This is a genomic window from Sphingobium sp. LF-16, assembly GCF_003711185.1.
Taxonomy (GTDB): Bacteria; Pseudomonadota; Alphaproteobacteria; order Sphingomonadales; family Sphingomonadaceae; genus Sphingobium; species Sphingobium yanoikuyae_A.
This window is the reverse complement of the sequence record NZ_CP029335.1, coordinates 1,811,566-1,833,241: the sequence shown is the minus strand read 5'-3', so window position 1 is coordinate 1,833,241 and position 21,676 is coordinate 1,811,566. Positions and strand designations below refer to the sequence as shown.

Annotated in this window: 18 protein-coding genes and 1 tRNA gene; 13 read left to right on the top strand and 6 right to left on the bottom strand. The window is 64.5% G+C overall.

Annotated features, from left to right (window positions below; translation table 11 throughout):
- The first annotated feature begins 24 nt into the window (after positions 1-24).
- Together DIZ22_RS08565 and DIZ22_RS08560 are read left to right on the top strand one after the other, a co-directional pair.
- Positions 25-1,674 (top strand): amidohydrolase family protein, encoded by a 1,650-nt coding sequence (locus tag DIZ22_RS08565; protein ID WP_048936989.1) that lies wholly within the window; start codon positions 25-27, stop codon positions 1,672-1,674.
- A gap of 39 nt (positions 1,675-1,713) precedes the next feature.
- Positions 1,714-3,405: an amidohydrolase family protein gene (locus tag DIZ22_RS08560; RefSeq protein WP_048936988.1), complete on the top strand. Its 1,692-nt coding sequence runs from the start codon at positions 1,714-1,716 to the stop codon at positions 3,403-3,405.
- A 42-nt stretch (positions 3,406-3,447) separates the two neighbouring features.
- Here the strand turns inward: DIZ22_RS08560 and DIZ22_RS08555 are convergent, their stop codons facing one another.
- Entirely contained in the window at positions 3,448-3,906 is a 459-nt protein-coding gene (locus DIZ22_RS08555; RefSeq protein WP_017499923.1) for an Lrp/AsnC ligand binding domain-containing protein, read from the bottom strand.
- Positions 3,907-4,210: 304 nt separating this feature from the next.
- Here DIZ22_RS08555 and DIZ22_RS08550 point away from each other — a divergent pair, with 304 nt between their 5' ends.
- Together DIZ22_RS08550 and DIZ22_RS08545 are read left to right on the top strand one after the other, a co-directional pair.
- Positions 4,211-6,625: a membrane-bound PQQ-dependent dehydrogenase, glucose/quinate/shikimate family gene (locus DIZ22_RS08550; RefSeq protein ID WP_048936987.1), complete on the top strand. Its 2,415-nt coding sequence runs from the start codon at positions 4,211-4,213 to the stop codon at positions 6,623-6,625.
- 92 nt (positions 6,626-6,717) lie between these two features.
- A complete protein-coding gene (locus tag DIZ22_RS08545; protein ID WP_048936986.1) occupies positions 6,718-8,016 on the top strand; it encodes a carbohydrate porin in 1,299 nt (432 codons plus the stop codon).
- Positions 8,017-8,042: 26 nt separating this feature from the next.
- Here the strand turns inward: DIZ22_RS08545 and DIZ22_RS08540 are convergent, their stop codons facing one another.
- A complete protein-coding gene (locus tag DIZ22_RS08540) occupies positions 8,043-8,663 on the bottom strand; it encodes a TetR/AcrR family transcriptional regulator (RefSeq protein WP_048936985.1) in 621 nt (206 codons plus the stop codon).
- Positions 8,664-8,749: 86 nt separating this feature from the next.
- Between DIZ22_RS08540 and DIZ22_RS08535 the strand changes: the two genes are divergently transcribed.
- Positions 8,750-10,075 carry an NAD(P)/FAD-dependent oxidoreductase gene (locus DIZ22_RS08535; protein WP_122928103.1) on the top strand — a complete coding sequence of 442 codons (1,326 nt, stop codon included), beginning with the start codon at positions 8,750-8,752 and terminating at the stop codon, positions 10,073-10,075.
- A gap of 137 nt (positions 10,076-10,212) precedes the next feature.
- Here DIZ22_RS08535 and DIZ22_RS08530 read toward each other — a convergent pair.
- A tRNA-Met gene (locus DIZ22_RS08530) sits at positions 10,213-10,289 on the bottom strand.
- A 296-nt stretch (positions 10,290-10,585) separates the two neighbouring features.
- Here DIZ22_RS08530 and DIZ22_RS08525 point away from each other — a divergent pair.
- From DIZ22_RS08525 to DIZ22_RS08510, 4 genes are all read left to right on the top strand, one after another.
- Entirely contained in the window at positions 10,586-11,995 is a 1,410-nt protein-coding gene (locus tag DIZ22_RS08525; protein ID WP_004212139.1) for a circularly permuted type 2 ATP-grasp protein, read from the top strand.
- A 91-nt stretch (positions 11,996-12,086) separates the two neighbouring features.
- Positions 12,087-13,019, top strand: a complete 933-nt coding sequence (locus DIZ22_RS08520; RefSeq protein ID WP_004212140.1) for an alpha-E domain-containing protein — start codon at positions 12,087-12,089, stop codon at positions 13,017-13,019.
- A 20-nt stretch (positions 13,020-13,039) separates the two neighbouring features.
- The gene (locus DIZ22_RS08515) at positions 13,040-13,906 is read left to right on the top strand and encodes a transglutaminase family protein (protein ID WP_048936983.1); all 867 of its coding nucleotides are present in this window, start codon (positions 13,040-13,042) and stop codon (positions 13,904-13,906) included.
- Positions 13,907-13,933: 27 nt separating this feature from the next.
- A complete protein-coding gene (locus DIZ22_RS08510) occupies positions 13,934-14,671 on the top strand; it encodes a peptidase (RefSeq protein WP_048936982.1) in 738 nt (245 codons plus the stop codon).
- 10 nt (positions 14,672-14,681) lie between these two features.
- Here the strand turns inward: DIZ22_RS08510 and DIZ22_RS08505 are convergent, their stop codons facing one another.
- Positions 14,682-15,398, bottom strand: a complete 717-nt coding sequence (locus tag DIZ22_RS08505) for an alpha/beta hydrolase (protein ID WP_048936981.1) — start codon at positions 15,396-15,398, stop codon at positions 14,682-14,684.
- 201 nt (positions 15,399-15,599) lie between these two features.
- On the opposite strand from DIZ22_RS08505, the gene trxB reads away from it, so the two are divergent.
- Positions 15,600-16,562: a thioredoxin-disulfide reductase gene (gene trxB, locus DIZ22_RS08500; protein ID WP_004212146.1), complete on the top strand. Its 963-nt coding sequence runs from the start codon at positions 15,600-15,602 to the stop codon at positions 16,560-16,562.
- Between the two features lie 193 nt (positions 16,563-16,755).
- Here the strand turns inward: trxB and DIZ22_RS08495 are convergent, their stop codons facing one another.
- Positions 16,756-17,043, bottom strand: a complete 288-nt coding sequence (locus tag DIZ22_RS08495; RefSeq protein WP_037516813.1) for an acyl carrier protein — start codon at positions 17,041-17,043, stop codon at positions 16,756-16,758.
- Between the two features lie 27 nt (positions 17,044-17,070).
- Positions 17,071-18,075, bottom strand: a complete 1,005-nt coding sequence (locus DIZ22_RS08490; protein ID WP_122928102.1) for a GNAT family N-acetyltransferase — start codon at positions 18,073-18,075, stop codon at positions 17,071-17,073.
- Positions 18,076-18,123: 48 nt separating this feature from the next.
- On the opposite strand from DIZ22_RS08490, the gene DIZ22_RS08485 reads away from it, so the two are divergent.
- The 3 genes from DIZ22_RS08485 to DIZ22_RS08475 all read left to right on the top strand — a co-directional run bounded on the left by DIZ22_RS08485 (position 18,124) and on the right by DIZ22_RS08475 (position 21,675).
- Entirely contained in the window at positions 18,124-19,671 is a 1,548-nt protein-coding gene (locus DIZ22_RS08485; RefSeq protein ID WP_048936978.1) for an acyl-CoA ligase (AMP-forming), exosortase A system-associated, read from the top strand.
- Positions 19,668-20,900 carry a pyridoxal-dependent decarboxylase, exosortase A system-associated gene (locus DIZ22_RS08480; RefSeq protein ID WP_048936977.1) on the top strand — a complete coding sequence of 411 codons (1,233 nt, stop codon included), beginning with the start codon at positions 19,668-19,670 and terminating at the stop codon, positions 20,898-20,900. The genes DIZ22_RS08485 and DIZ22_RS08480 overlap by 4 nt, the downstream gene beginning before the upstream one ends.
- Positions 20,901-21,030: 130 nt before the next feature.
- Positions 21,031-21,675 (top strand): XrtA/PEP-CTERM system exopolysaccharide export protein, encoded by a 645-nt coding sequence (locus DIZ22_RS08475; RefSeq protein ID WP_048936976.1) that lies wholly within the window; start codon positions 21,031-21,033, stop codon positions 21,673-21,675.
- The last annotated feature ends 1 nt before the right edge of the window (position 21,676 follow it).

Below are 21,676 nucleotides of genomic sequence, written 5' to 3'. Positions count from 1 at the left end.
GGGGATGATATGTTCAAGCGACACATGTGTTTCGCCGGCCTTTCACTGCTCGCGCTGGCTGCCGGAGGGGCGATCGCCCAGCCCGCCAAGGCGCCGGTGGAAGCGGTCAAGCCCCGCGCCGGCGCCAATCCCGCACCGGCGCGCGCTGCCGGCGAAGGCGCTGGCCCGTTCCGCAAGATGGTGATACGCGGCGTCACCCTGATCGACGGCAGCGGCGCGCCGCCGCGCGGGCCGGTCGACATCGTGATCGAAAATGACGTCATCGCTGACATCCTGCCGGCCGGAACGCCCGGCCTGCCGTTCAAGCAGGGACGCGCGCCGACCGACGCCGATTATGAACTGGACGCGACCGGCATGTTCGTGACGCCCGGCTTCATCGACATGCATGTCCATGGCTCCACCGACGACAAGGCGCCGGACCTGTCCTATTCCTACAAGCTGTGGCTGGCCCACGGCGTCACCACGGTGCGCGGCGTCGACCTCGCACCCATGGAAGTGTCCCTGAGCGAACGCGCGCGCTCCGCCCGTAACGAGATCGTCGCGCCGCGCATCTTCGCCTATCAGCGGCCGGGGCAAGGCAAGGGCTGGACAGGCGGTCGCACCAACACGCCGGAAAAGGCGCGTGCCTGGGTGCAATGGGCGGCCAAGCAGGGGATCGACGGCATCAAGTTGCTGGATGATCCGGACCAGCCGCCCGAAGTGATGGCCGCCATCATGGATGAGGCGAAGAAGCTGAAGCTCGGCACCACGGCGCATCTGTCCCAGATCGGTGTGGGCCGCATGAACGCCGAACAGGCGGGCGATGCGGGCCTTGGCACCGTCACCCATTTCTACGGCCATTTCGAATCCCTGCTGAAGAATGGCCCGGTCCAGAACTGGCCGGTCGACTATAATTATGCCGACGAGCAGGATCGGTTCGGCAATGTCGCCAATCTGGCGGAAGAAAGCGTCGAGCCGGGATCGGACCGCTGGTGGGCCTATCTGGAGCATCAGAAGGCCAATCATGTCACCTTCGACCCCACCATGACCATCTATGCCGCCGGCCGCGATCTGATGTTGGCGCGTAACGCCGACTGGCACGACAAATATACCATGCCGCAGCTGTGGAATTTCTACATGTCCTCGCGCGAGAACCACGGCTCCTATTTCTATGACTGGACCACCGCGATCGAGGTGAAGTGGCGGAATTTCTACCACAAATATATGCGCCTGATTAACGACTACAAGAATATCGGCGGTCGCGTCACCACCGGGTCGGACTCCGGCTTCATCTTCAAGCCCTATGGCTTTGGCTATATCCAGGAACTGGAGCTGCTGCAGGAAGCGGGCTTCAATCCGTCACAGGTGATCCAGTCGGCGACGCTGAACGGCGCGCTGACACTCTATGATCCCAGGGGTGAAGTGCCACCGATCGGCACGGTCCGCGTCGGCAAGCTGGCGGACCTCGTCATCCTCAAGGAAAATCCGCTGCAGAATTTCAAGACGCTCTACGGCACCGGCACGCTGCGCCTGAACGAGCAGACCCAGCGGCTCGAACGGGTGGGCGGCGTCAGCTACACGGTCAAGGACGGCATCGTCTATGACGCGAAGAAATTGCTGGCGGATGTCGCGGACATGGTCGTTGCGGAAAAGCGGCGCATGGGCATGCCGGAACAGGGGCTGCCCCATCCCTGACGGGGCGGGGCTTGATAATTCAACAGGGACGGGAAAAGAATGAAGAACAAGATGCTGATCCGGTCGGGCCTTGCTGCGCTCGCCCTCATGACGGTCGCCAGCGCCTCTCATGCGCATGATCCGGACGAATGGTATGTCGGCGGCGCTGCCGGCATCGTCAATGGCAAGAAGCCGACCTTCGTGCCCGCGCCGGCGCGTGGCAGCGCTGACAATGTCGGCCCCTTCCGCAAGCTGGTGATCCGTGGCGCGACCCTGATCGACGGCACCGGCGCACCGCCGCGCGGCCCCTATGACATTGTCGTGGAAGGGAACAAGATCACCGCCATCACCCAGGCCGGCTGGCCCGGCCTGCCACAGGCGAAGGGGCGTGCGCCGACCGACGCCGATTATGAGATCGACGCGACCGGCATGTATGTGATGCCCGGCTTCAACGACATGCATGTCCACACCCCCGCCAGCGACAAGGCGCCGGATATGAGCTATGCCTACAAGCTGTGGCTGGCCCATGGCGTCACCACGGTGCGCGGCGTGCCGCTGGCCGATCCGGTCGTCGCCAGTTCGGAAAAGAACCGCTCCGCCGCCAACGAGATCGCGGCACCGCGTATCTTCAACTACCAGACGTTGGGCGCCGGCTGGGACGGCGGGCCGATCGACAGCCCGGACAAGGCGCGCGCCTGGGTCAAATGGGCTGCCGCGCACAATATCGACGGCATCAAATTCTTCAATCGGCCCGAGGAGACGCCGCAGATCATCGCCGCCGCCATTGACGAGGCGCACAAGAACAAGATGGGCACCACGGCCCATCTGTCACAGACCGGCGTCGCCAATTTCAACGCCTATGACGCGGCCGAGGCGGGGCTGGATACCGTCACCCATTATTATGGCCATTTCGAATCCCTGCTGAAGGACGGGACGATCCAGCGCTTTCCGTCCGACTATGACTATAATAACGAACAGCATCGCTTCGGCGAGGTGGCGGAAATCTGGAACCAGACGGTCGAGCCGGAATCCGAACGCTGGTGGGATTATCTGAAGCATCAGAAGGAGAAGCATGTCACCTTCGACCCGACGATGAACATCTATGCGGCATCCCGCGACCTGATGCGGGCGCGCAATGCCGACTGGCAGAATCTCTACACCACGCCGCAGCTCTGGGCCTATTTCCAGTCGACCCGCGACAATCACGGTTCCTATTTCTACGACTGGGGCACCGAGAACGAGTTTGCGTGGAAGAAATTCTACAACAACTATTTCAAGCTGGTCAACGACTATAAGAATATCGGCGGCCGGGTGACGGTCGGCACTGATTCCGGCTTCATCTACAAAGTCTATGGCTTCGCCTATATCGAGGAGCTGGAACTGCTGCGCGAAGCCGGCTTCTCGCCGCTGGAGATCATGCGCTCGGCCACCATGTGGGGTTCGCAGACCCTCTATGAGCCCAAGGGCATGGCGCCGCCGACTGGCGTGCTGCGCGTCGGCATGCTGGCCGACATGGTCATCACCAGGGAAAACCCGCTGGCCAATCTCAAGACGCTCTATGGCACCGGTCATTCGCGTCTGAACCCGGAAACCAACAAGCAGGAAATGGTCGGCGGCGTCAGCTACACGATCAAGGACGGCATCGTCTATGATGCCAAGAAGCTGCTGGCCGAAGTGGCCGAGATGGTGAAGGCGGAAAAGGCGCGCACCGGCCAGACCGGCGCCGGCCCGGCCAATCCCAACGCCATGTAATGGATCGAAAGCGGCGCTCTGGGGAAGGGCGCCGCTTTCATGTCATAGCGGCAGCGCCGTCGTCGACTTGACCTCTTCCAGCACCGCATAGGTCCGCGTCTCGCGCACACCCGGCATGTCGACCAATTCCTCGGCCAGGAATTTTCGATAGGCGGCCATGTCCTTCATCCGGACCTTGATCAGATAGTCGAAACCGCCGGCCACCATATGGCATTCCAATATGTCCCGCTGCCGCCGTGTCGCTTCGGCAAACTGGCGGAAGATGTCGCCGGTGGTGCGGTTGAGCAGCACTTCGATGAAGATCAGCAGCGGCCGCTGGTTGAGGTGCGGATCGAGCAGCGCGACATAGGAAGAGATATAGCCATTGTCCCGCAGCTTGCGGGTCCGGTCGAAACAGGCCGATGGCGAGAGGTTGCAATGCTTGGCCAGATCCTGGTTGGTTATGCGACCATCGATCTGAAGCTTGTTCAATATCTTCCGGTCAGTTTCGTCCAGGTTCATCGAAACCCCCAAAACGCTAGCAGTTGGCCAAACCTCAACGATATCTGTGCAAGTCGCGGAAAATGCTGGGCTGCGATCCCATGGGCTCATGCCGGGGATAACGTATCGCTGTGGGAAACCCTCAGCGGCATCGCACGTCCCTCGCGGGATTAGCGCCCAACTTGCCAGCGAGGCAGGAGTGTACTAAATGGTACACAATGTCGCAGCCGTCAGGGCTGGGCGACTCGATCGGCCTGTGGACCCGTGGGCACCGCTCTCCGACGACCATAAGAGATGAAGGAGGTGCCGCGTGTCAGGCACGAAAATGCACGGCCAGCCGCTTGTTCGCGGTTGGCTGCTTCTGTTGGGGGCGGTGATCCTTGCCGCTGGCCTCTTTTTCGCCATCGGCGGCGGCAAGCTCGTCAGCTTGGGCGGCAGTCCCTATTTCCTGATCGCCGGCATCGCGCTGGTCCTCGCGGGCGGCCTCATCGCCCTGCGCAAGACCAGCGGCGGCCTGCTGTTCGGCGCCACCTTCCTGGTGACGGTCCTCTGGGCGCTGTGGGAAGTCGGCTTCAGCTTCTGGCCGCTCATTTCCCGCTTGCTGGCGATGGGTGTCGGCGCGACCGTCGTTGCGCTCTCCTATCCGCTGCTGCGGCGCGGCGACGGTTCTGCGCCCGCCTGGCGGCCTGCATTGCTGATGGCAACGCTGGTCGGCCTGGGTTCGGCGGCCGGTGCGGCCGGCATGTTCATGGTCCATCCGACCGTGCCCTTTGCCGGGCAGGTGGCTTCGCTGGTGCCGGTCGATCCGGCGCGCGAGCAGAAGGACTGGACCGCCTATGGCAATACGCCAGGTGGCAGCCGCTTCGTCGCGCTCGACCAGATCACCCGCGACAATGTGAACAAGCTCAAGGTCGCCTGGACCTATCGCACTGGCGACGTCGCGCAGAGCGACGGCAATGGCGCCGAGGACCAGAATACCCCGCTGCAGGTCGGCGATACATTGTTCATCTGCACCCCGCACAACAATGTCATCGCTCTCGACGCCGATACCGGGCGCGAGAAGTGGAAGACGCTGATCAATGCCAAGGCATCGGTCTGGATGCGCTGCCGGGGCCTTGCCTATTTCGACGCCCATGCGCCGATCCAGCAGCCCAGCCTGCCCGGCGCGACGCCGGTGACCGCCGTGACGGTGCCGACGGGCGCCGCCTGCCAGCGCCGCATCCTGATGAACACGATCAATGCCGAACTGATTGCGCTGGATGCCGACACCGGCAAGTTCTGCGCCGATTTCGGCACCAATGGCCGGGTCGACCTGAAGGCCGGCCTCGGCAATGCGCCCGATCCCCAATATCAGCTGACCTCCGCGCCGACCCTGGCGGGCACGACTGTGGTGGTCGGCGGCCGTGTCGCCGACAATGTGCAGGTCGATATGCCGGGCGGCGTGATGCGCGGCTTCGACGTCATTACGGGCAAGCTGCGCTGGGCTTTCGATCCGGGCAATCCGGCGATCACCGGCACCCCGCCGGCAGGCAAGACCTATGCCCGCTCGACCCCCAATGTCTGGGCTGCCATGTCCTATGATCCGGCGTCCAACACCGTGTTCATGCCGGTCGGCAGCGCCTCGGTCGATCTCTATGGCGTCACCCGCAGCGCGCTCGATCATAAATATGGCGCGTCGATGCTGGCGCTCGATGCCACCACCGGCCGTGAGAAATGGCATTTCCAGACCGTCCATAACGACCTTTGGGACTTCGACCTGCCGATGCAGCCGAGCTTCGTCGACTTCCCCATCGATGCCGCCCGCAAGGTGCCTGCGCTCGTCTTTGGCACCAAGGCAGGGCAGGTCTATGTGCTTGATCGCGCCACCGGCAAGCCGCTCACCGACGTGAAGGAAGTGCCGGTCAAGCCGGCGAACATTCCGGGCGAGCCTTATTCGCTGACCCAGCCCAAGTCGCTCGGCATGCCGCAGATCGGCGTCGGCCCGCTGACCGAGGCGGACATGTGGGGCGCCACTCCGTTCGACCAGCTGCTCTGCCGTATCGCCTTCAAGGGCATGCGCTATGAGGGGCTCTACACCGCGCCGGGCACCGACAAGTCGCTGAGCTTCCCCGGATCGCTGGGCGGCATGAACTGGGGCGGCATCTCGACCGATCCGACCAGCGGCACCATCTTCGTCAACGACATGCGTCTTGGCCTGTGGGTGCAGATGTTCCCGCAGACCGCGGCGCAGAAGGGCCAGTCGGGCAGCGCGGGCGAGGCGGTCAATACCGGCATGGGCAGCGTCCCGCTGAAGGGCACGCCCTATTCGGTGGTGAAGGACCGCTTCCTGTCGGCGCTGGGCATCCCCTGTCAGGCGCCGCCCTATGGCACGCTGACCGCGATCGACCTCAAGAGCCGCGCCATCAAGTGGCAGGTGCCGGTGGGTACGGTGCGCGACACCGGGCCGATGGGCATCCGCATGGGCTTGCCAATCCCGATCGGCATGCCGACGCTGGGTGGCACGCTGGCGACGCAGGGCGGCCTGGTCTTCATCGCCGGCACGCAGGACTTCTATCTGCGCGCCTTCAACGCGGCGACCGGGGCGGAAGTCTGGAAGGCCCGTCTGCCGGTCGGCAGCCAGGGCGGCCCGATGAGCTACAAGTCGCCCAAGAGCGGCAAGCAATATGTGGTCGTGACGGCGGGCGGTGCGCGCCAGTCGCCCGACCGGGGCGATTATGTGATCGCCTACACGCTGCGCTGAACCATGGGCGGGGCGGCCCGGCGCTGCTCCGCCTGTCTGTCGTCATCATTCATGTCACCGCGCGCTGATGTGCCGCGCGGAAGGGAGGGGCTTTGGCCCAACATCTTCACCTCCATGCCCGCCTGACCCTGGCGGCATTGCTGATCCTGCTGCCGGTGGCGGGCGCCCAAGCGCAGGAGGTCGCGTCGGAAAAGCCGGTGGCGGCCCCGCGCGAAACGCTGACCGGCGACTGGGGCGGGTTGCGCACGCGGCTGAAGCAGGCGGGCGTCACCGTGCGCGCCGACTATGTCGGCGAAGCCTTCGCTGCGGTAGATGGCGGCCAGCGGCAGGGCAGCGCTTATACCCAGCAATTGCGCGCCAGCCTCGATTTCGACATGGACCGGATCGTCGGCATCTCTGGCGGCATCGTGCATGTCACCATCAACGACCGGCGCGGTGTCGGCCTCTCCTCCGACATCGTCGGCAATCGCCTGCCGATCCAGGAGGCGGCCGGCGGCAATTATACCCGTCTCTCGGAACTCAGCTACGAACAGAATATCGACAATGGCCGCCTCAACCTGCGCCTGGGCTATTTTGCCATGGGCAATGATCTGGGCGGGATGATCCTGGGCTGCAATTTCGTCAATGCGGCCTTCTGTGCCCATCCGCTGTCGGAATCGGGCAATAGCGGCTGGTATAATTATCCCAATGCCCGCTGGGGCGCGGCGGTGCGTTATCGCATCCGGCCGGATCTGGCGCTGCGCACCGGCGTCTATCAAGTCAATCCCCGCCTCAACGATCCCGACAATGCGTTCCGCCCCTTTGCCGGCGGCACGACCGGCGTATTGCTGCCGCTGGAGCTGGAATATGACCCCGGCCTCGCGCCGGGCAGTCATGTGCTGCCGGGCCATTACAAGATCGGCGCCTATTATGACACGTCACGCGCCGCCCGGCGCGGCGAGCAGGGCATGCTGCGGGGCCGCTATGGCGTCTATGCGCTGGCCGACCAGATGATCCTGCGCGAAAGAACGGGCAATCGCGGCCTTTCCATCTTCGCCCAGTTCACCGCCAATCCGGAGGCGTCGGCCCAGATCACCCACTGGTATGCCGCCGGGCTGGTCAAGACCGGCACCTTTGCCGGCCGGGACGCCGACAGCATCTCGATCGGCATCGTCCATGCACAGGTCAATCCACGCCTGCGCCGCGCAGCCGCCGATGCGCAGGATATTCCCGGCGGCTACGCCGCGCTGCCGGTGGGCGAGACCGCGATCGAGATGAGCTATGGCATCCAGTTGCGGCGCTGGCTCAGCATCCGGCCGGACGTCCAATATATTCTTGATCCCGGTGCCTTTTCCTACCGCCGCACCAATGATGCGCTGGCGCTGGGCGGCCAGGTCAAGATGCAGTTCTGATCCGGCCCATGGTCTCGGCCCAGTCTTCAGGCGTCTGCCCGGCAATAGCGCAGCACATTGTCGATCACCTGCGCGCGGCGCCGCTTGGCCGCCGCTTCGCTGGTCATGTCGACGCCGAAGATCGCGTGGAAACTGTGGCGGTTGGACACGAAGTAGAAGGCGAGGGCGCTGATCGTCATGTGCAAATCGACGGCGTCCAGCCCGGCGCGGAAGCTGCCATCGGCAATGCCGCGATCGATCAGCGCCTGGGTCTTGGGCAGGACGATCTCATTATGCCCTTCCGAAATCTCGCCGACATGCGGGCCGCCCCGGATATTCTCGTCCATCACCAGCCGCACCAGTTCGGGATGGTTGAAATGATAGTCGAAGGTGAGGGCGGTCAGCCGCTCCAGCGCGGCGAGCGGCGGCAGGTCGCTCAGTTCGGCCTCCAGTTCGGCCGATCTGATGCCGCGATAGGCTTCGGTCAGGACCGCGCGGTAGAGCCCGTCCTTGCTGCCGAAATGATAATAGATCATTCGCTTGGACGTCGCGGTCGCGGCCGCAATCTCGTCCACTCGCGCGCCGGCATAGCCTTTTTCCGCGAAATGCTGGGTCGCGATCGCGACGATGTCGCGCCGGTTGCGTTCGGTGAAATTCTGCTTGTCCACGCCTCGCTTTGCGACGCCGGGCGGCCTATTGCAATGCACAACCGGCGCGCCGGATCGCGATCCGCCGGTCTGCCGATCGAGGAGGAATGCGCTTGATCCCCGACAAGAAGACCCAGATCGTCATCGTCGGGGGCGGCGCCGCCGGCCTCGAACTCGCGCGCAAGCTCGGCGCCCGCTATGGCCGCAAGCGGCATGACATCATCCTGATCGATCGCAACCGCACCCATATCTGGAAACCGCTGCTGCACGAGGTCGCGACCGGATCGCTCGACGCCAGCCTGGACGAGGTCGGCTATCGCAGCCACTGCCACCGCTGGGGCTATCGCTATCTCTATGGCACGTTGCAGGGCATCGATCGGACTGCACGGCGGGTCCATGTCGCGCCGGTGTTCGATCCCAAGGGGCGCGAGGTGGTGAGCGCCCATTCGGTTCGTTACGACTATCTGGTGCTGGCCTATGGATCGGTCACCAATGATTTCGGGACGCCGGGCGTCGCCGACAATTGCCTGTTCCTCGACAGCCGGGCCCAGGCCGACAGCTTTCGCGATCAGTTGCTCGACCATTGCCTGCGCGTGTCGCGCGCCATGTCGGCCGATCCCGCGTCGGATGCACGGGTGCGGATCGCGATCGTCGGCGGTGGCGCCACCGGGGTCGAACTGGCGGCGGAACTCTATAATGCCGCCGATGCGCTGGGCTATTATGGACTGGAGGTGTTCGACCGCCAGCGGCTCGACGTCACCCTGCTGGAGGCGGGACCACGCGTCCTGCCGGCCTTGCCCGACCGACTGGCCGACGCCGCGCGCGAGGAACTGGAGGTGCTGGGTGTCAAGGTGCGCGCTGGCGTCGCCGTCACCGCCTCCACGCCTGAGGGGATGGAGACGAAGGATGGTGGCTTCGTCCCCGCCGATCTTCAGGTCTGGGCCGCCGGGGTCAAGGCGGCGGCGATCCGCGATGGCCTGGATGGGCTGGAACTGTCCCGCGCCGGCCAGGTGATCGTGCGGCCGACGCTACAGAGCCTGGCCGACGACCGCGTCTTCGCGATGGGCGATTGCGCCTCCTACACGCCACAGGGCGCCGATCGGCCGATCCCGCCGCGCGCGCAGGCCGCGCATCAGATGGCGGACACGGTGTTCGCCAATCTCGGCCGACTGATGGCCGACCGCCCGCTCAAGAGCTTCGTCTACAAGGATCATGGCTCGCTGGTGTCGCTCAGCCGCTATTCGACGGTCGGATCATTGATGGGCAAGCTGGTCGGCGGGCGCATGGCGGTGGAAGGGCGGCTCGCCCGCTTCGTCTATATGTCGCTCTATCGCATGCATCTGCTCGCCGTTCACGGCAACATACGCGGTCCCGCGCTGATCCTGGTCAGCCATATCAACCGCTTCGTACGCCCGCGCCTCAAGCTGCATTGAGGCGCCGGGCGGCTGCGGCGGCAAGCGACAGGGGCATCGCCACAGAATTGCTGCGATCAAGTTGAGACGAGCGGCTGCCTGCGGCCTGGTCTGTCGCCTGAATGCGCCCCTAAGAGCCATTTTCGATGTCTTGGAAATGGTAGCGGAGGAGGGACTTGAACCCCCGACACGCGGATTATGATTCCGCTGCTCTAACCAGCTGAGCTACTCCGCCCCATGGGCTTCGCAGGGGGTGTTTCCCTGCGGTGAGGCGGCGCTATACGCAGGGGATGGACGGTGGTCAACGGGGCGATTGCAAAAATCTGCATTCTTTTTTGAACGCCCTGCCAGAGGCCCCATCGCGCGCTCGTTTGCGCGCGTAGAAACGATCGGCACGACCTATTTCCGCAATCCCGACATGGCCGACGGAACGCTTTTTCCGCTCCGCCATTTTTGTCTTGCAATCGCAACGATGCGGCGCACTATTGTTGCAATGCACAACCGGCCGAGGGCCGAGGGAGGAACGACAACTTGCCCTTCCATGAAATGTTTGAGCCTGATGGTTCGCTGCGCCCCTGTTACGACGAAGTGCAGAAATGGGTGGAGCGGACAGGCATAGCCGGGCTCAATCGTCGCATGGATGAGGCGGAAGCGATCTTCCGGCGCATCGGCATCACCTTCGCCGTCTATGGCGAGGGTGGCGACCCGGAACGACTGATCCCCTTCGACCTGCTGCCGCGCATCTTCACCGCGAACGAATGGCGCATCCTCGACAAGGGCATCCGCCAGCGCGCCCGCGCCCTCAACGCCTTCCTGCACGACGTCTATCATCGCGGCGAGATCGTGAAGGCGGGCATCATGCCGGCCGACATCATCTATCGCAACAGCGCCTATCTCGCCGAAATGGCCGACTTCACCCCGCCGGGGAAGGTCTATAGCCATATCGTCGGCATCGATATCGTGCGCACCGGGCCGGGCAGTTTCGAGGTGCTGGAGGATAATTGCCGCACCCCCTCGGGCGTGTCCTACATGCTCGAAAATCGCGAGATCATGACGCGCATGTTCCCCGAGCTGTTCGCACAGGGCATGGTCGCGCCGGTCGACGATTATCCCGCCGAACTGCTCAAGAGCCTGAAGGAAGTCGCGCCGCCCGCCTGCAAGGGCGATCCGGTGGTGGTGGTGCTGACGCCCGGCTCGCTCAACAGCGCTTATTATGAGCATAGCTTCCTCGCCGACCTGATGGGCGTGGAACTGGTCGAGCCGGCCGATCTGTTCGTCGACAATGACCGGGTCTGGATGAAGACGACGCTCGGGCCCAAGGCGGTCGACGTCATCTATCGCCGTATCGACGACGAATATATCGACCCGCTGGTCTTCCGCCCCGACAGCCTGCTGGGCGTGCCGGGCATCTTCAGCGTCTATCGCAATGGCGGCGTGACGCTGGCGTCGGCGCCCGGATCGGGCATCGCCGACGACAAGGCGGTCTATATCTATGTGCCCGAGATGATCCGCTTCTATCTGGGCGAGGAGCCGATCCTCGACAATATCCAGACCTGGCAATGCTCCAAGCCCGACGAAATGGCCTATGTGCTGGAGCATCTGCACGAACTGGTGGCCAAGGAAGTCCATGGCTCGGGCGGCTATGGCATGTTGATCGGACCCAAGGCGAGCAAGGCGGAGGTCGAGGCCTATGCCGAGCGGATCAAGGCCAATCCCGGCGAGTTCATCGCCCAGCCGACGCTGGACCTGTCGACCGTGCCGACGCTCGGTCCGGCCAGCGTGGTCGGCCGCCATGCCGATTTCCGCCCCTATTGCCTGGTCGGCAAGCAGTTGCGGCTGGTCCCCGGTGGCCTGACCCGCGTGGCGCTGACCGAAGGGTCGCTGGTGGTCAATTCCAGCCAGGGCGGCGGGGTCAAGGATACCTGGGTGTTGCAGGATTGATGGGCGCAGCCGCTTCTCTCCTTTCGATTACCCCTGATGATGCAGGGCCGGGCGCAACGACGTCGGCCCCCACGGTGAAAAGAGCCAAGACATGCTGAGCCGGACCGCCGAAAATCTCTTCTGGATGGCGCGCTATATGGAGCGCGCCGAAGCCACCGCACGGCTGCTGTCGATGGGGCAGCGCATGGCGATCCTGCCGGGTGCGCATCATCGCGACGAATGGCGATCGGTCGTGCGCGCGACTGGGGCCGGGCATCAGTTCCCGGACGGCGTGCCGGTGACGGAAAGCGATGTCGTGTCCTTCCTGATGCTGGACGCCGACAATCCCAGCTCGATCCGCTCCTGCCTGCTCAAGGCCCGCGCCAATGCCAAGTCGGCGCGCACCATGCTGACCCAGGACATGTGGGAGGCGCTCAACGACGGCTGGCGCAAGCTCGACAGCTATGACGTGGCCGAGGCCAAGGCGCAGCTGCCGGCGCTGATCGACTGGGTGAAGACCCGTGTCATGACCTTCCGCGGCGCGGCCCATTCGGGCCAGCTGCGCAATGAAGGCCATGACTTCCTGCGCTGCGGCTCTGCGCTCGAACGGGCGCAGATGACGCTGCGGCTGCTCGACGTGAAATATTATGTGCTGCTGCCCGAAACCGAAGTCATCGGCGGCAATCGCGATCATTATCAATGGACGTCGGTGCTTTATGCGCTGTCGGGCGCGCGCGCCTATCATCATGTCTATGGCGGCACCTACACGCCCTGGCAGATCACCGATTTCCTGATGCTCAACCGGCTGTTCCCGCGCAGCGTCGCCTATTGCTGCGATCAGCTCGCCTATCGGCTCAACCGGCTGGCCGGTTGGCACAATGCGCGCGGCACCTGTCATGACACGGTCAAGCAGTTGGTGAGCGAGTTGGAGGAACTGGACGCCGGCGAGATTTTCCGCCGCGGCCTGCATGAAACGGTGCAGTACAGCCTGATGATGAGCAACCGGCTCGGCGTCGAAATCGCCGAAACCTATCATTTCGGCTGAAGGGGGAGGGGAAGCGCGCCATGAAATTGCTCGTCCGTCACCAGACCGTCTATGGCTATCCCGCCTCCGCCGGCCGCGTCGCGATGCGGCTGAAGCTGGTGCCGGTCGATACGCCGGGCCAGAAGGTCCATGACTGGCAGGTCAGCATCAATGGCGAGGCGCTGACCAATTTCCGTCCCAACAGCTATGGCGAGATGGAGGCGGTCTGGGTCCGCCATGATAGCCTCAGCGAGGCGGTGATCGTTGCCGAGGGGTTGGTCGAGACGCGCGAGACCCATGGTATTGGTGGCCTGCCGCAATGCCGGGTCGATGCCCGCTATTTCCTGCGCGACACGGCGCTGACCAGGGCGTCCGATGCGATCCGCGCCATGGTTGCCGCCCTGCCGGAAGGAGACGGGCCGCTGGCGCAACTCCATGCCCTGTCGGCCGCGATCAGCGATGCCGTTCAATATCGGCCGGGCGTGACCGGCGCCGACACGACCGCGGCGCAGGCTTTTGCTTTGGGTGCTGGCGTGTGCCAGGATCATGCCCAGATCTTCCTTGCCGGTGCGCGCCTGCTGGGGGTGCCGGCCCGCTATGTCTCGGGCTACCTGCTCGCGGCCGAGGGCGATCTGCTGCACGAAACCCATGGCTGGGCCGAAGCGCTGGTGCCGGGGCTGGGCTGGGTCGGCTTCGATCCGTCCAACCGCGTCTGCGTCACCGAACGCTATCTGCGCCTGGCCAGTGGCCTGGATGCCGATGAAGCTGCTCCGATACGGGGCTCCGTGACGGTCGCGGGCGATATCAGCATTGACGCCGATGTCCGGATCGCGCAGGCGGAAGACGGAGTCGAGGAACGGCAATTGCAACGCCAGCAACAGCAGAGCACGCCCACGCCCCGCTCCTAGGGTAGAGATAAGCAGGACTTCGGGGCGATGACCTATTGTGTGGCGGTACGCGTGGACCAGGGGCTGGTCATGCTGTCGGACACCCGGACCAATGCGGGCATGGACAATATCGCCCGCTTCCGGAAAAGCTTCACCTATCATGTCGAGGGTGAGCGGGCGATCACCTTGCTCTGTTCGGGCAATCTGTCGATCACCCAGGGGGTGAAGACGATGCTGTCGCGCGCGATCCGCGAGGCTGAGAGCGATCCCGCGGTGGAGACCATCCTCAATTGCGACACGATGCACCGCGCGGCGCAGCTGGTGGGCGATGCGATGCGCACCATGCAGGGCCGCTACCGCGAGAGCATTGCGATGGACGGATCGGCCGCCAGCGCCTCGATCATGATCGCGGGCCAGCGCAAGGGCGGCAAGCCGCGCCTCTATCTCATCTATTCGGCCGGCAATTTCATCGAGGCGACCGAGGACACGCCCTTCTTCCAGATCGGCGAGCATAAATATGGCAAGCCGATCCTCGACCGCATCATCCAGCGCGAGACGAGCCTGGAGGACGCGACCAAGGCGGTGCTGGTGTCGATGGATTCGACCCTGCGCTCCAACCTGTCGGTCGGCATGCCGCTCGACCTCACCGTGATCGAGACCGACACGTTCGACTTCCGCGTCCGCACCCGGATCGAGGCGGATAATGAGGAATTTGCGATGATCTCGCAGGGCTGGTCCGCCGCCCTGCGCAAGGGGTTCGAGGATCTGCCCAACGTCCTAGATTAAGGGGAGGGGGCTAACCCGCCACCTCCAGCAACATGGTCGCGACCGCTTCCGGCTCGGTGATCATCAGGTCATGGCCGGTATCGATCTCGAAATTGCGATGGCCTTCCAGCTGGCGGGCGCGGGCCTCCTCCGGGCTGTTCTGCAACGCATGGGTGCAATTGATATTGGTGCGCGGCAGGCGAAACGCCGCATCGCCATTTTCCAGACGTAGCGGCTGGCCGAAGCATTTCCACGGATGCGGCGTCAGCCGCGCCTCGGTCCAGGCGACATCGGCCGGATCGGTGATGCCGAAGAAGCCCGCCATGCCGGGGAAGGGCCACATCACCAGTTCGATCCCGTCGACGGTGCGGCCCATGGCGCGGGTCGGTTCCATCTGGGCCGGCGCCACTATTTCCAGCGATTCCCCGTCCCTGGGATGGGCGGCATCCAGATAGACCAACTCGCGGATGCGCTCGGCCGCGCGATCGGCGACGCCGGTAATCACCATCCCGCCATAGCTGTGCCCGACCAGGATGACATCCTCCAGCCCCTCGAACGTCATCAGCGCCACCACATCCTGGATATGCATGTCGAGATCGATGTCGGCGTGGAGAAGATGGGCGCGCTCGCCAAGGCCTGTCAGCGTCGGGCAATGGACCTCATGCCCCGCCGCGCGCAGCCGCCGGGCGACCTGCTGATAGCACCAGCCGCCATGTCCCCCGCCATGCACCAGCACGAATGTCGCCATGCTCCGTCTCTCCCAATGACTATCGATCCGCCATTTGTGATACATAATGGATCATAGGGCAACGCGACTTGTGCAACGCCTCGGCGATGCTGCGGTTCAAGCTTTGGCCGTCCCAAGCAAATCTCCTGCCCAACTCCTGCTTGCGCGGGGGCTGGCAGGGCCTATCTCTGGCGGCCACACGAATCGCAGCTGGAATTATCGATGACCGCCACCCACTCCACCCGCATGCTCATTCTCGGTTCCGGCCCGGCCGGCCTGTCCGCCGCCATCTATGGCGCGCGCGCGGGCCTGGCGCCGATCGTGGTGCAGGGTATGCAGCCGGGCGGCCAGCTGACCATCACCACCGACGTCGAAAATTATCCGGGCTTCAAGGATGTGATCCAGGGCCCCTGGCTGATGGAACAGATGCAGGCCCAGGCCGAACATGTCGGCGCGCAGATGATGTATGACCAGATCGTCGACGTCGACCTCAGCGAACGCCCCTTCAAGCTGAAGGGCGACAGCGGCACCCTCTATGTCGCCGACACGCTGGTCATCTGCACCGGCGCCCAGGCCAAGTGGCTGGGCGTCGAGGGCGAGGAGCATCTGCAGGGCAAGGGTGTCAGCGCCTGCGCCACTTGCGACGGCTTCTTCTATCGCGGCAAGAAGGTCGTGGTCATCGGCGGCGGCAACACCGCGGTCGAGGAGGCGCTCTACCTCACCAACCACAGCCATGACGTGACCCTGATCCACCGCCGCGACTCGCTGCGCGCAGAAAAGATCCTGCAGCAGCGCCTGCACGCCCATCCCAACATCAAGGTGCTGTGGAACAAGGCGGTCGACAAGTTCGTCGGCGGCGGCACGCCCGAAGGTCTGGTCGGCGTCGATCTGATCGACACCGTTACCGGCGAGAAGTCGCATGTGCCGACCGATGGCGGCTTCGTCGCGATCGGCCATCACCCCGCGACCGAATTGTTCGACGGCAAGCTGCCGCTCGACGAAGGCTATATCGTGGTGGAGAAGGGCACGACCCACACCGCCATTCCGGGCGTCTTCGCGGCCGGTGACGTGACCGACAAGATCTATCGCCAGGCGGTGACCGCAGCCGGCATGGGCTGCATGGCCGCCCTCGACGTCGAACGCTTCCTCGCCGAAGCCGACTTCGAGCAGCTGGTCGAAGCGTAAGAGCCTGTTTGAAAAATCGCGAAAGGGCGATTTTTCAATACGGTACCAGCCCGCTCCCCCGCCCAACAGGATGACACTGGATCGGGCGGTTGGGCGTGGGAGCTGGCTGGAACCGGCTTCCTCGAACGGACTCCAAGAAAAAGGGCTGGGCCGGAAACGGCTCAGCCCGAACTTCTTTGGGAAAGGGCGGCTTTCAGCCCAGCTTGGCGCGCAGGAAGGCGACCAGCGTGCCGAAGGTCTCGAACGTGTCGCCGTCGATATCCTCATCCTCGATCAGGATGTCGAAGCGATCTTCCATTTCGGTGAGCAGGCCGGCAACAGCCATCGAGTCCAGCTCGGGCAGGGCGCCGAACAGCGGCGTGTCGGCCTCGAACGCATCGGCCCGCTCCTGCGACAGGCTCAGCACGTCGCGCAGAAGCGCCCGCACCAGGGTTTCGATATCGTCTGTCCGGTCGACCGGCTGAGTGGATTGCGCCCGCATGATGGCGGCTATCTAATGGCTCGCCGCCTATCCGACAAGCGCGGAAATGCAGGTGCGCGCGGCGGGAATCCAGCTGGATGCGCGGCGCGGATTGAACAGGTCGATCTGGTAGAGGGGAATGCGCTCGTCCATCCATTCGCGCTTATAGTCATTGTCACCGGTGCCATAATCGATCGTTGCGACCCGATCCTGGTCGATGGCATGGGCGAACATCGCATGGCTCAGCAAGGTGCCGGGCGACCCTTCGTCCTGGGTTCTGTCATGGGCCAGCTTGTGGATCAGCGCCGTGCCATGTTCCACCGTCCATAATTGGGTCGCCACGGCGCGGCCGTCCAGTCGGGCAAAGCCCAGCCGCAAGGTGCCGGCATCGCTTTCCCGCTGCGCCAGGACGCGCAGGAAGTTGAGGCCAGGCTCGGGTGCCTTCCAGCTATGCGCCTGCACATCGACATAATCCTGCCACAGCGTATCGGTCAGCTTGTTGTGGATGCTGAGGTCGTAACGCTCCTGCCGGGCCTTGCGCCGCACCTGGTTGCGCAACCGGCCGGGGCGCTGCGCCCAATAGCTAGAGAAATCCCGGCCATCGACATGCAGCAGATATCGGCCGCCCATCGGCCGCTGCACCGCGAACCAGCCGGCGCGGCGAAAGGCGCCGATCAGCGAGCCGGGCAGGGCAAGGGGATAGAGGTTGATCTGTGCCTGTTCGCGCAGCAGATGGCGGGCGATATTTTCCAGCAGCCGGGCCTGTTGACGCGCGTCCGGCGCCCCCAGGAAAATCGGGCTCCAGGCGAAACTATACCAATTGGCAAGGGCAGTTAGGCGACGAGCCGAGGGCGCGAGAAGGAACAACCAGGCCTCGCAGGCGTCCTCTGTCTGTTGGAACACCCTGAGCGGGGTGTCGCCAAGGCAAAGGGGGTGCAATGTTTCAAACCAGTCCAGCCGGTCGAACAGGCTGTCGATATGGGCGCGGTCCATCCGGCCGCCGATCGCCGACCGCACTTCCGACAGCGTCCGATATTCCCTTGGGACCAGCAACCTATTATCTCCCGGCACCTTAGCTGCCCTTAGGACCTAATTCTGGACATGACGTTAAGCGACCCCCTGTTGGCTTCCAAGGCGCCAATCGACGATGCCGATGTGCAGCCGATAGACCATCTGCTGCTGCGTGGCGATCCGGAACGGCCGGCGCTCGCGGGGCGGTCGGGCGCGCAGGACTATGCCGAACTGGAACAGGCGCTTGGTCGTCTCGCCGGATGGCTGGCGGGCTTTGGCCTTGCGCCCGGCGCGCGGGTGGCGAGCTGGGTGGCCAAGGGGCCGGTCGCGGCGCTGATGCCGCTCGCCGCGCCGCGCGCGGGGCTTGTCCATGTCCCCATCAATCCGCTGCTCAAACATGCGCAGGTCGCCCATATCCTGGCCGATAGCGGCGCGGCGCTGCTGATCGGCACGGCCAGCCGCCTGTCGACGCTGGCACCCGGCGATATTCCGGCTGGCTGTCATCTCCATCGTGAGGATGATGCGGCCGCGGGGATGAGCGGCGGCGCGGCATTGCCGCCGTCCGATGCCGCGCCCGATGCTCTGGCCGCCATCCTCTATACCAGCGGATCGACCGGCCGGCCCAAGGGGGTGATGCTCAGCCACGCCAATCTCTGGCTCGGCGCGGTGTCGGTGGCCCATTATCTGGGGCTGGCGCCGGAGGACCGGACGCTGTGCGTGCTGCCCTTCAGCTTCGACTATGGCCAGAACCAGCTGCTTTCCACCTGGTATGCGGGCGGTTGCGCCTATCCGCTCGATTATCTGACCCCGCGCGACGTGGTGAAGGCGGTCGATCGCTGGGACATCACCACCCTGGCCGGGGTGCCGCCGCTCTGGGTACAACTCACCGAACTGGACTGGCCGGCGGAGATCGCGGCCAGGCTCCGTCGCCTGACCAATAGCGGCGGGGCGCTGACCCGGCCGCTGGTGGCACGGTTGCGCGCGCTGTTCCCGCAGGCCGATCTCTATCCCATGTATGGCCTGACGGAAGCCTTCCGCTCCACCTATCTGTCGCCCGCGCTGGTTGACAGTCACCCGGATTCGATGGGGTCGGCCATTCCCTTTGCCGAGATATTGGTGGTCCGTCCCGATGGCTCGCTGGCCGAGGATGACGAGCCGGGCGAACTGGTCCATGCCGGCCCGCTGGTGGCGCAGGGCTATTGGCAGGATGCAGCGCGCACCGCCGAGCGCTTCAAGCCGGCGCCATCCGCCTCGCGCCATGGCGGCACGGCCGTATGGTCCGGCGACACCGTCCGCCGCGACGCGGATGGGCTGCTCTATTTCGTCGGCCGCGACGACGCGATGATCAAGTCGGCCGGCAATCGCATCAGCCCGACCGAGATCGAGGAGGCGGCCGTTGCCGTCGCCGGCGTGGCGGAGGCTGTCGCCCTCGGTGTCAAGGATGAGCGGCTGGGACAGGCAGTGCTGCTGCTGCTGCGCGCCGCCGACCCCGATATATCCGCGGCTGTTGCCGCCCATCTGAAGGCCGAACTGCCCAATTTCATGCAGCCGCGCGAGACGCTAGTGCTTGCACAGTTCCCGCGTAACCCCAATGGCAAGATCGATCGAGTCGCGCTGGCCAAGGAGTATGCGTCATGAAGCCCATGGGCCCCATTCCCGCCTGGTTCGCCGAGGAAGAAGGCATGTTGCTGATCGGCGGCTGCGGTGCGGCGAGCCTGGTCGACGAAGCGGGCGACACGCCGCTGTTTGTCTATGACATGGGGATCATCGAGGCGCAGGTCCGCCGCTTCCGCGAGGCGATCCCCAAGCGGATCGACCTTCATTATGCGATCAAGGCCAATCCCTATGCGCCGCTGCTGGCGCGCATGGCGGGGTTGGTCGACGGTTTCGACATCGCATCGGGTGGGGAACTGGCGATGGCGCTGGAGGCCGGCATGGACCCGGCACGGATCAGCTTTGCCGGACCGGGCAAGCGCAATGACGAACTGGAAGCCGCCATCCATGCCGGCATCACCATCAACCTGGAGTCCGAGGGGGAGGGCGCGCGCGCCCTGACCGTGGCGGAGCGTCTGGGCAAGGTGCCGCGCCTCGCCGTGCGGGTGAACCCGGATTTCGATCTCAAGGGCTCGGGTATGCGCATGGGCGGCGGTGCCAAGCCCTTCGGCGTAGATGCCGATCGCGCGGCCGCGCTGGCGCGTGCGATGATCGATGGCGGCGCGGACTGGCGCGGCTGGCATATCTTCGCCGGCAGCCAGGCGCTCGACCCGATGGCGATCATCGAGACCCAGGCGGCGACCATCGATCTGGCGGCGCGCCTGTCCGATGCCGTCGGCGCCGCGCCGCCTCTGGTCAATCTGGGCGGCGGTTTCGGCATTCCCTATTTTCCCGGTGACGAGCGGCTGGACATCCGGCCGATCGGCGTCGCGCTCGACACCGCGCTCAATGCGCTGCCCGATATCCTGACCGACAGCGCATTCGCGATCGAGCTGGGCCGCTGGCTGGTGGGGGAGGCTGGCATCTATCTGACCCGTGTGGTCGATGTGAAGCAGAGCCAGGGTGAAACCTTCGTCGTCGTGGACGGTGGTCTGCACCATCAACTGGCGGCCAGTGGCAATTTCGGCACGGTCGTGCGGCGCAACTATCCGATCGCGGTGGCCAACCGTTTCGGGCGCGAGCCGACCACCCAGCCGGTCAATGTCGTCGGCTGCCTATGCACGCCGATCGACCGGCTGGGCGAAAAGGTCGCGCTGCCGCCAGTCGATGTCGGCGATTTCATCGCGATCTTCCTTGCCGGTGCCTATGGCGCGTCGGCAAGTCCCGCGGCCTTTCTTGGCCACCCAAGTCCTCGTGAACTATTACTTGGCTAATCCATGTCCGACAGCAGGCCTAACCCTATCTTTACCCTTTTCCGGCATGACGAGGATGAAGCCATGGGCCTGCACGCGATCATTTTTTCCGATCGCGCGTCGGCTATGATGGTATGAAGGGGTGAATTTTATGCGTTTTCAGCGGATTTCTAGGCTCCTGATCGGTGCATCGCTGCCTGCGGTGGCCCTGTCGGGCTGCGCTTCGACCAGCTCCGCGCCGCAGCTTCCCCCCGCATCCTTCGTCGCGACCCAGGAAGGGCCGGGCGAGGAATATATCATCGGCCCGCTCGATAACCTGACCATCTTCGTCTGGCGCAACCCGGAACTGGGCGCCAAGGTGCAGGTGCGTCCCGATGGCCGCATCACCACGCCGCTGATCACCGACATGCCGGCCGTCGGCAAGACGCCCAAGATGCTGTCGGACGATATCAAGCTGGCGCTGACCCAATATATCGAAAATCCGCTGGTATCGGTGATCGTCGACAATTTCTCCGGCACCTACAGCCAGCAGGTGCGGATCGTCGGCGCGACCGAAAAGCCGGCCTCCATCCCTTATCGCGCGAACATGACCCTGCTTGACGCCATGATCTCGGTCGGCGGCCTCAGCGAATATGCGTCCGGCAATCGCGCCCGCCTGGTCCGCTTCGACAAGGCCAGCGGCAAGCAGAAGGAATATCAGGTCCGCATCGGCGACCTGCTCAAGAAGGGCGACACCAAGGCCAATGTCATGCTGGTGCCCGGCGACGTCATCATCATTCCGGAAAGCATGTTCTGAT

Coding starts and splice junctions, on each gene's coding strand:
- DIZ22_RS08565 (WP_048936989.1), top strand. CDS start 25: ATGTGTTTCGCCGGCCTTTCACTGCTCGCGCTGGCTGCCGGAGGGGCG.
- DIZ22_RS08560 (WP_048936988.1), top strand. CDS start 1,714: ATGAAGAACAAGATGCTGATCCGGTCGGGCCTTGCTGCGCTCGCCCTC.
- DIZ22_RS08555 (WP_017499923.1), bottom strand. CDS start 3,906: ATGAACCTGGACGAAACTGACCGGAAGATATTGAACAAGCTTCAGATC.
- DIZ22_RS08550 (WP_048936987.1), top strand. CDS start 4,211: ATGCACGGCCAGCCGCTTGTTCGCGGTTGGCTGCTTCTGTTGGGGGCG.
- DIZ22_RS08535 (WP_122928103.1), top strand. CDS start 8,750: ATGCGCTTGATCCCCGACAAGAAGACCCAGATCGTCATCGTCGGGGGC.
- DIZ22_RS08520 (WP_004212140.1), top strand. CDS start 12,087: ATGCTGAGCCGGACCGCCGAAAATCTCTTCTGGATGGCGCGCTATATG.
- DIZ22_RS08515 (WP_048936983.1), top strand. CDS start 13,040: ATGAAATTGCTCGTCCGTCACCAGACCGTCTATGGCTATCCCGCCTCC.
- DIZ22_RS08510 (WP_048936982.1), top strand. CDS start 13,934: ATGACCTATTGTGTGGCGGTACGCGTGGACCAGGGGCTGGTCATGCTG.
- DIZ22_RS08505 (WP_048936981.1), bottom strand. CDS start 15,398: ATGGCGACATTCGTGCTGGTGCATGGCGGGGGACATGGCGGCTGGTGC.
- trxB (WP_004212146.1), top strand. CDS start 15,600: ATGACCGCCACCCACTCCACCCGCATGCTCATTCTCGGTTCCGGCCCG.
- DIZ22_RS08495 (WP_037516813.1), bottom strand. CDS start 17,043: ATGCGGGCGCAATCCACTCAGCCGGTCGACCGGACAGACGATATCGAA.
- DIZ22_RS08485 (WP_048936978.1), top strand. CDS start 18,124: ATGACGTTAAGCGACCCCCTGTTGGCTTCCAAGGCGCCAATCGACGAT.
- DIZ22_RS08480 (WP_048936977.1), top strand. CDS start 19,668: ATGAAGCCCATGGGCCCCATTCCCGCCTGGTTCGCCGAGGAAGAAGGC.
- DIZ22_RS08475 (WP_048936976.1), top strand. CDS start 21,031: ATGCGTTTTCAGCGGATTTCTAGGCTCCTGATCGGTGCATCGCTGCCT.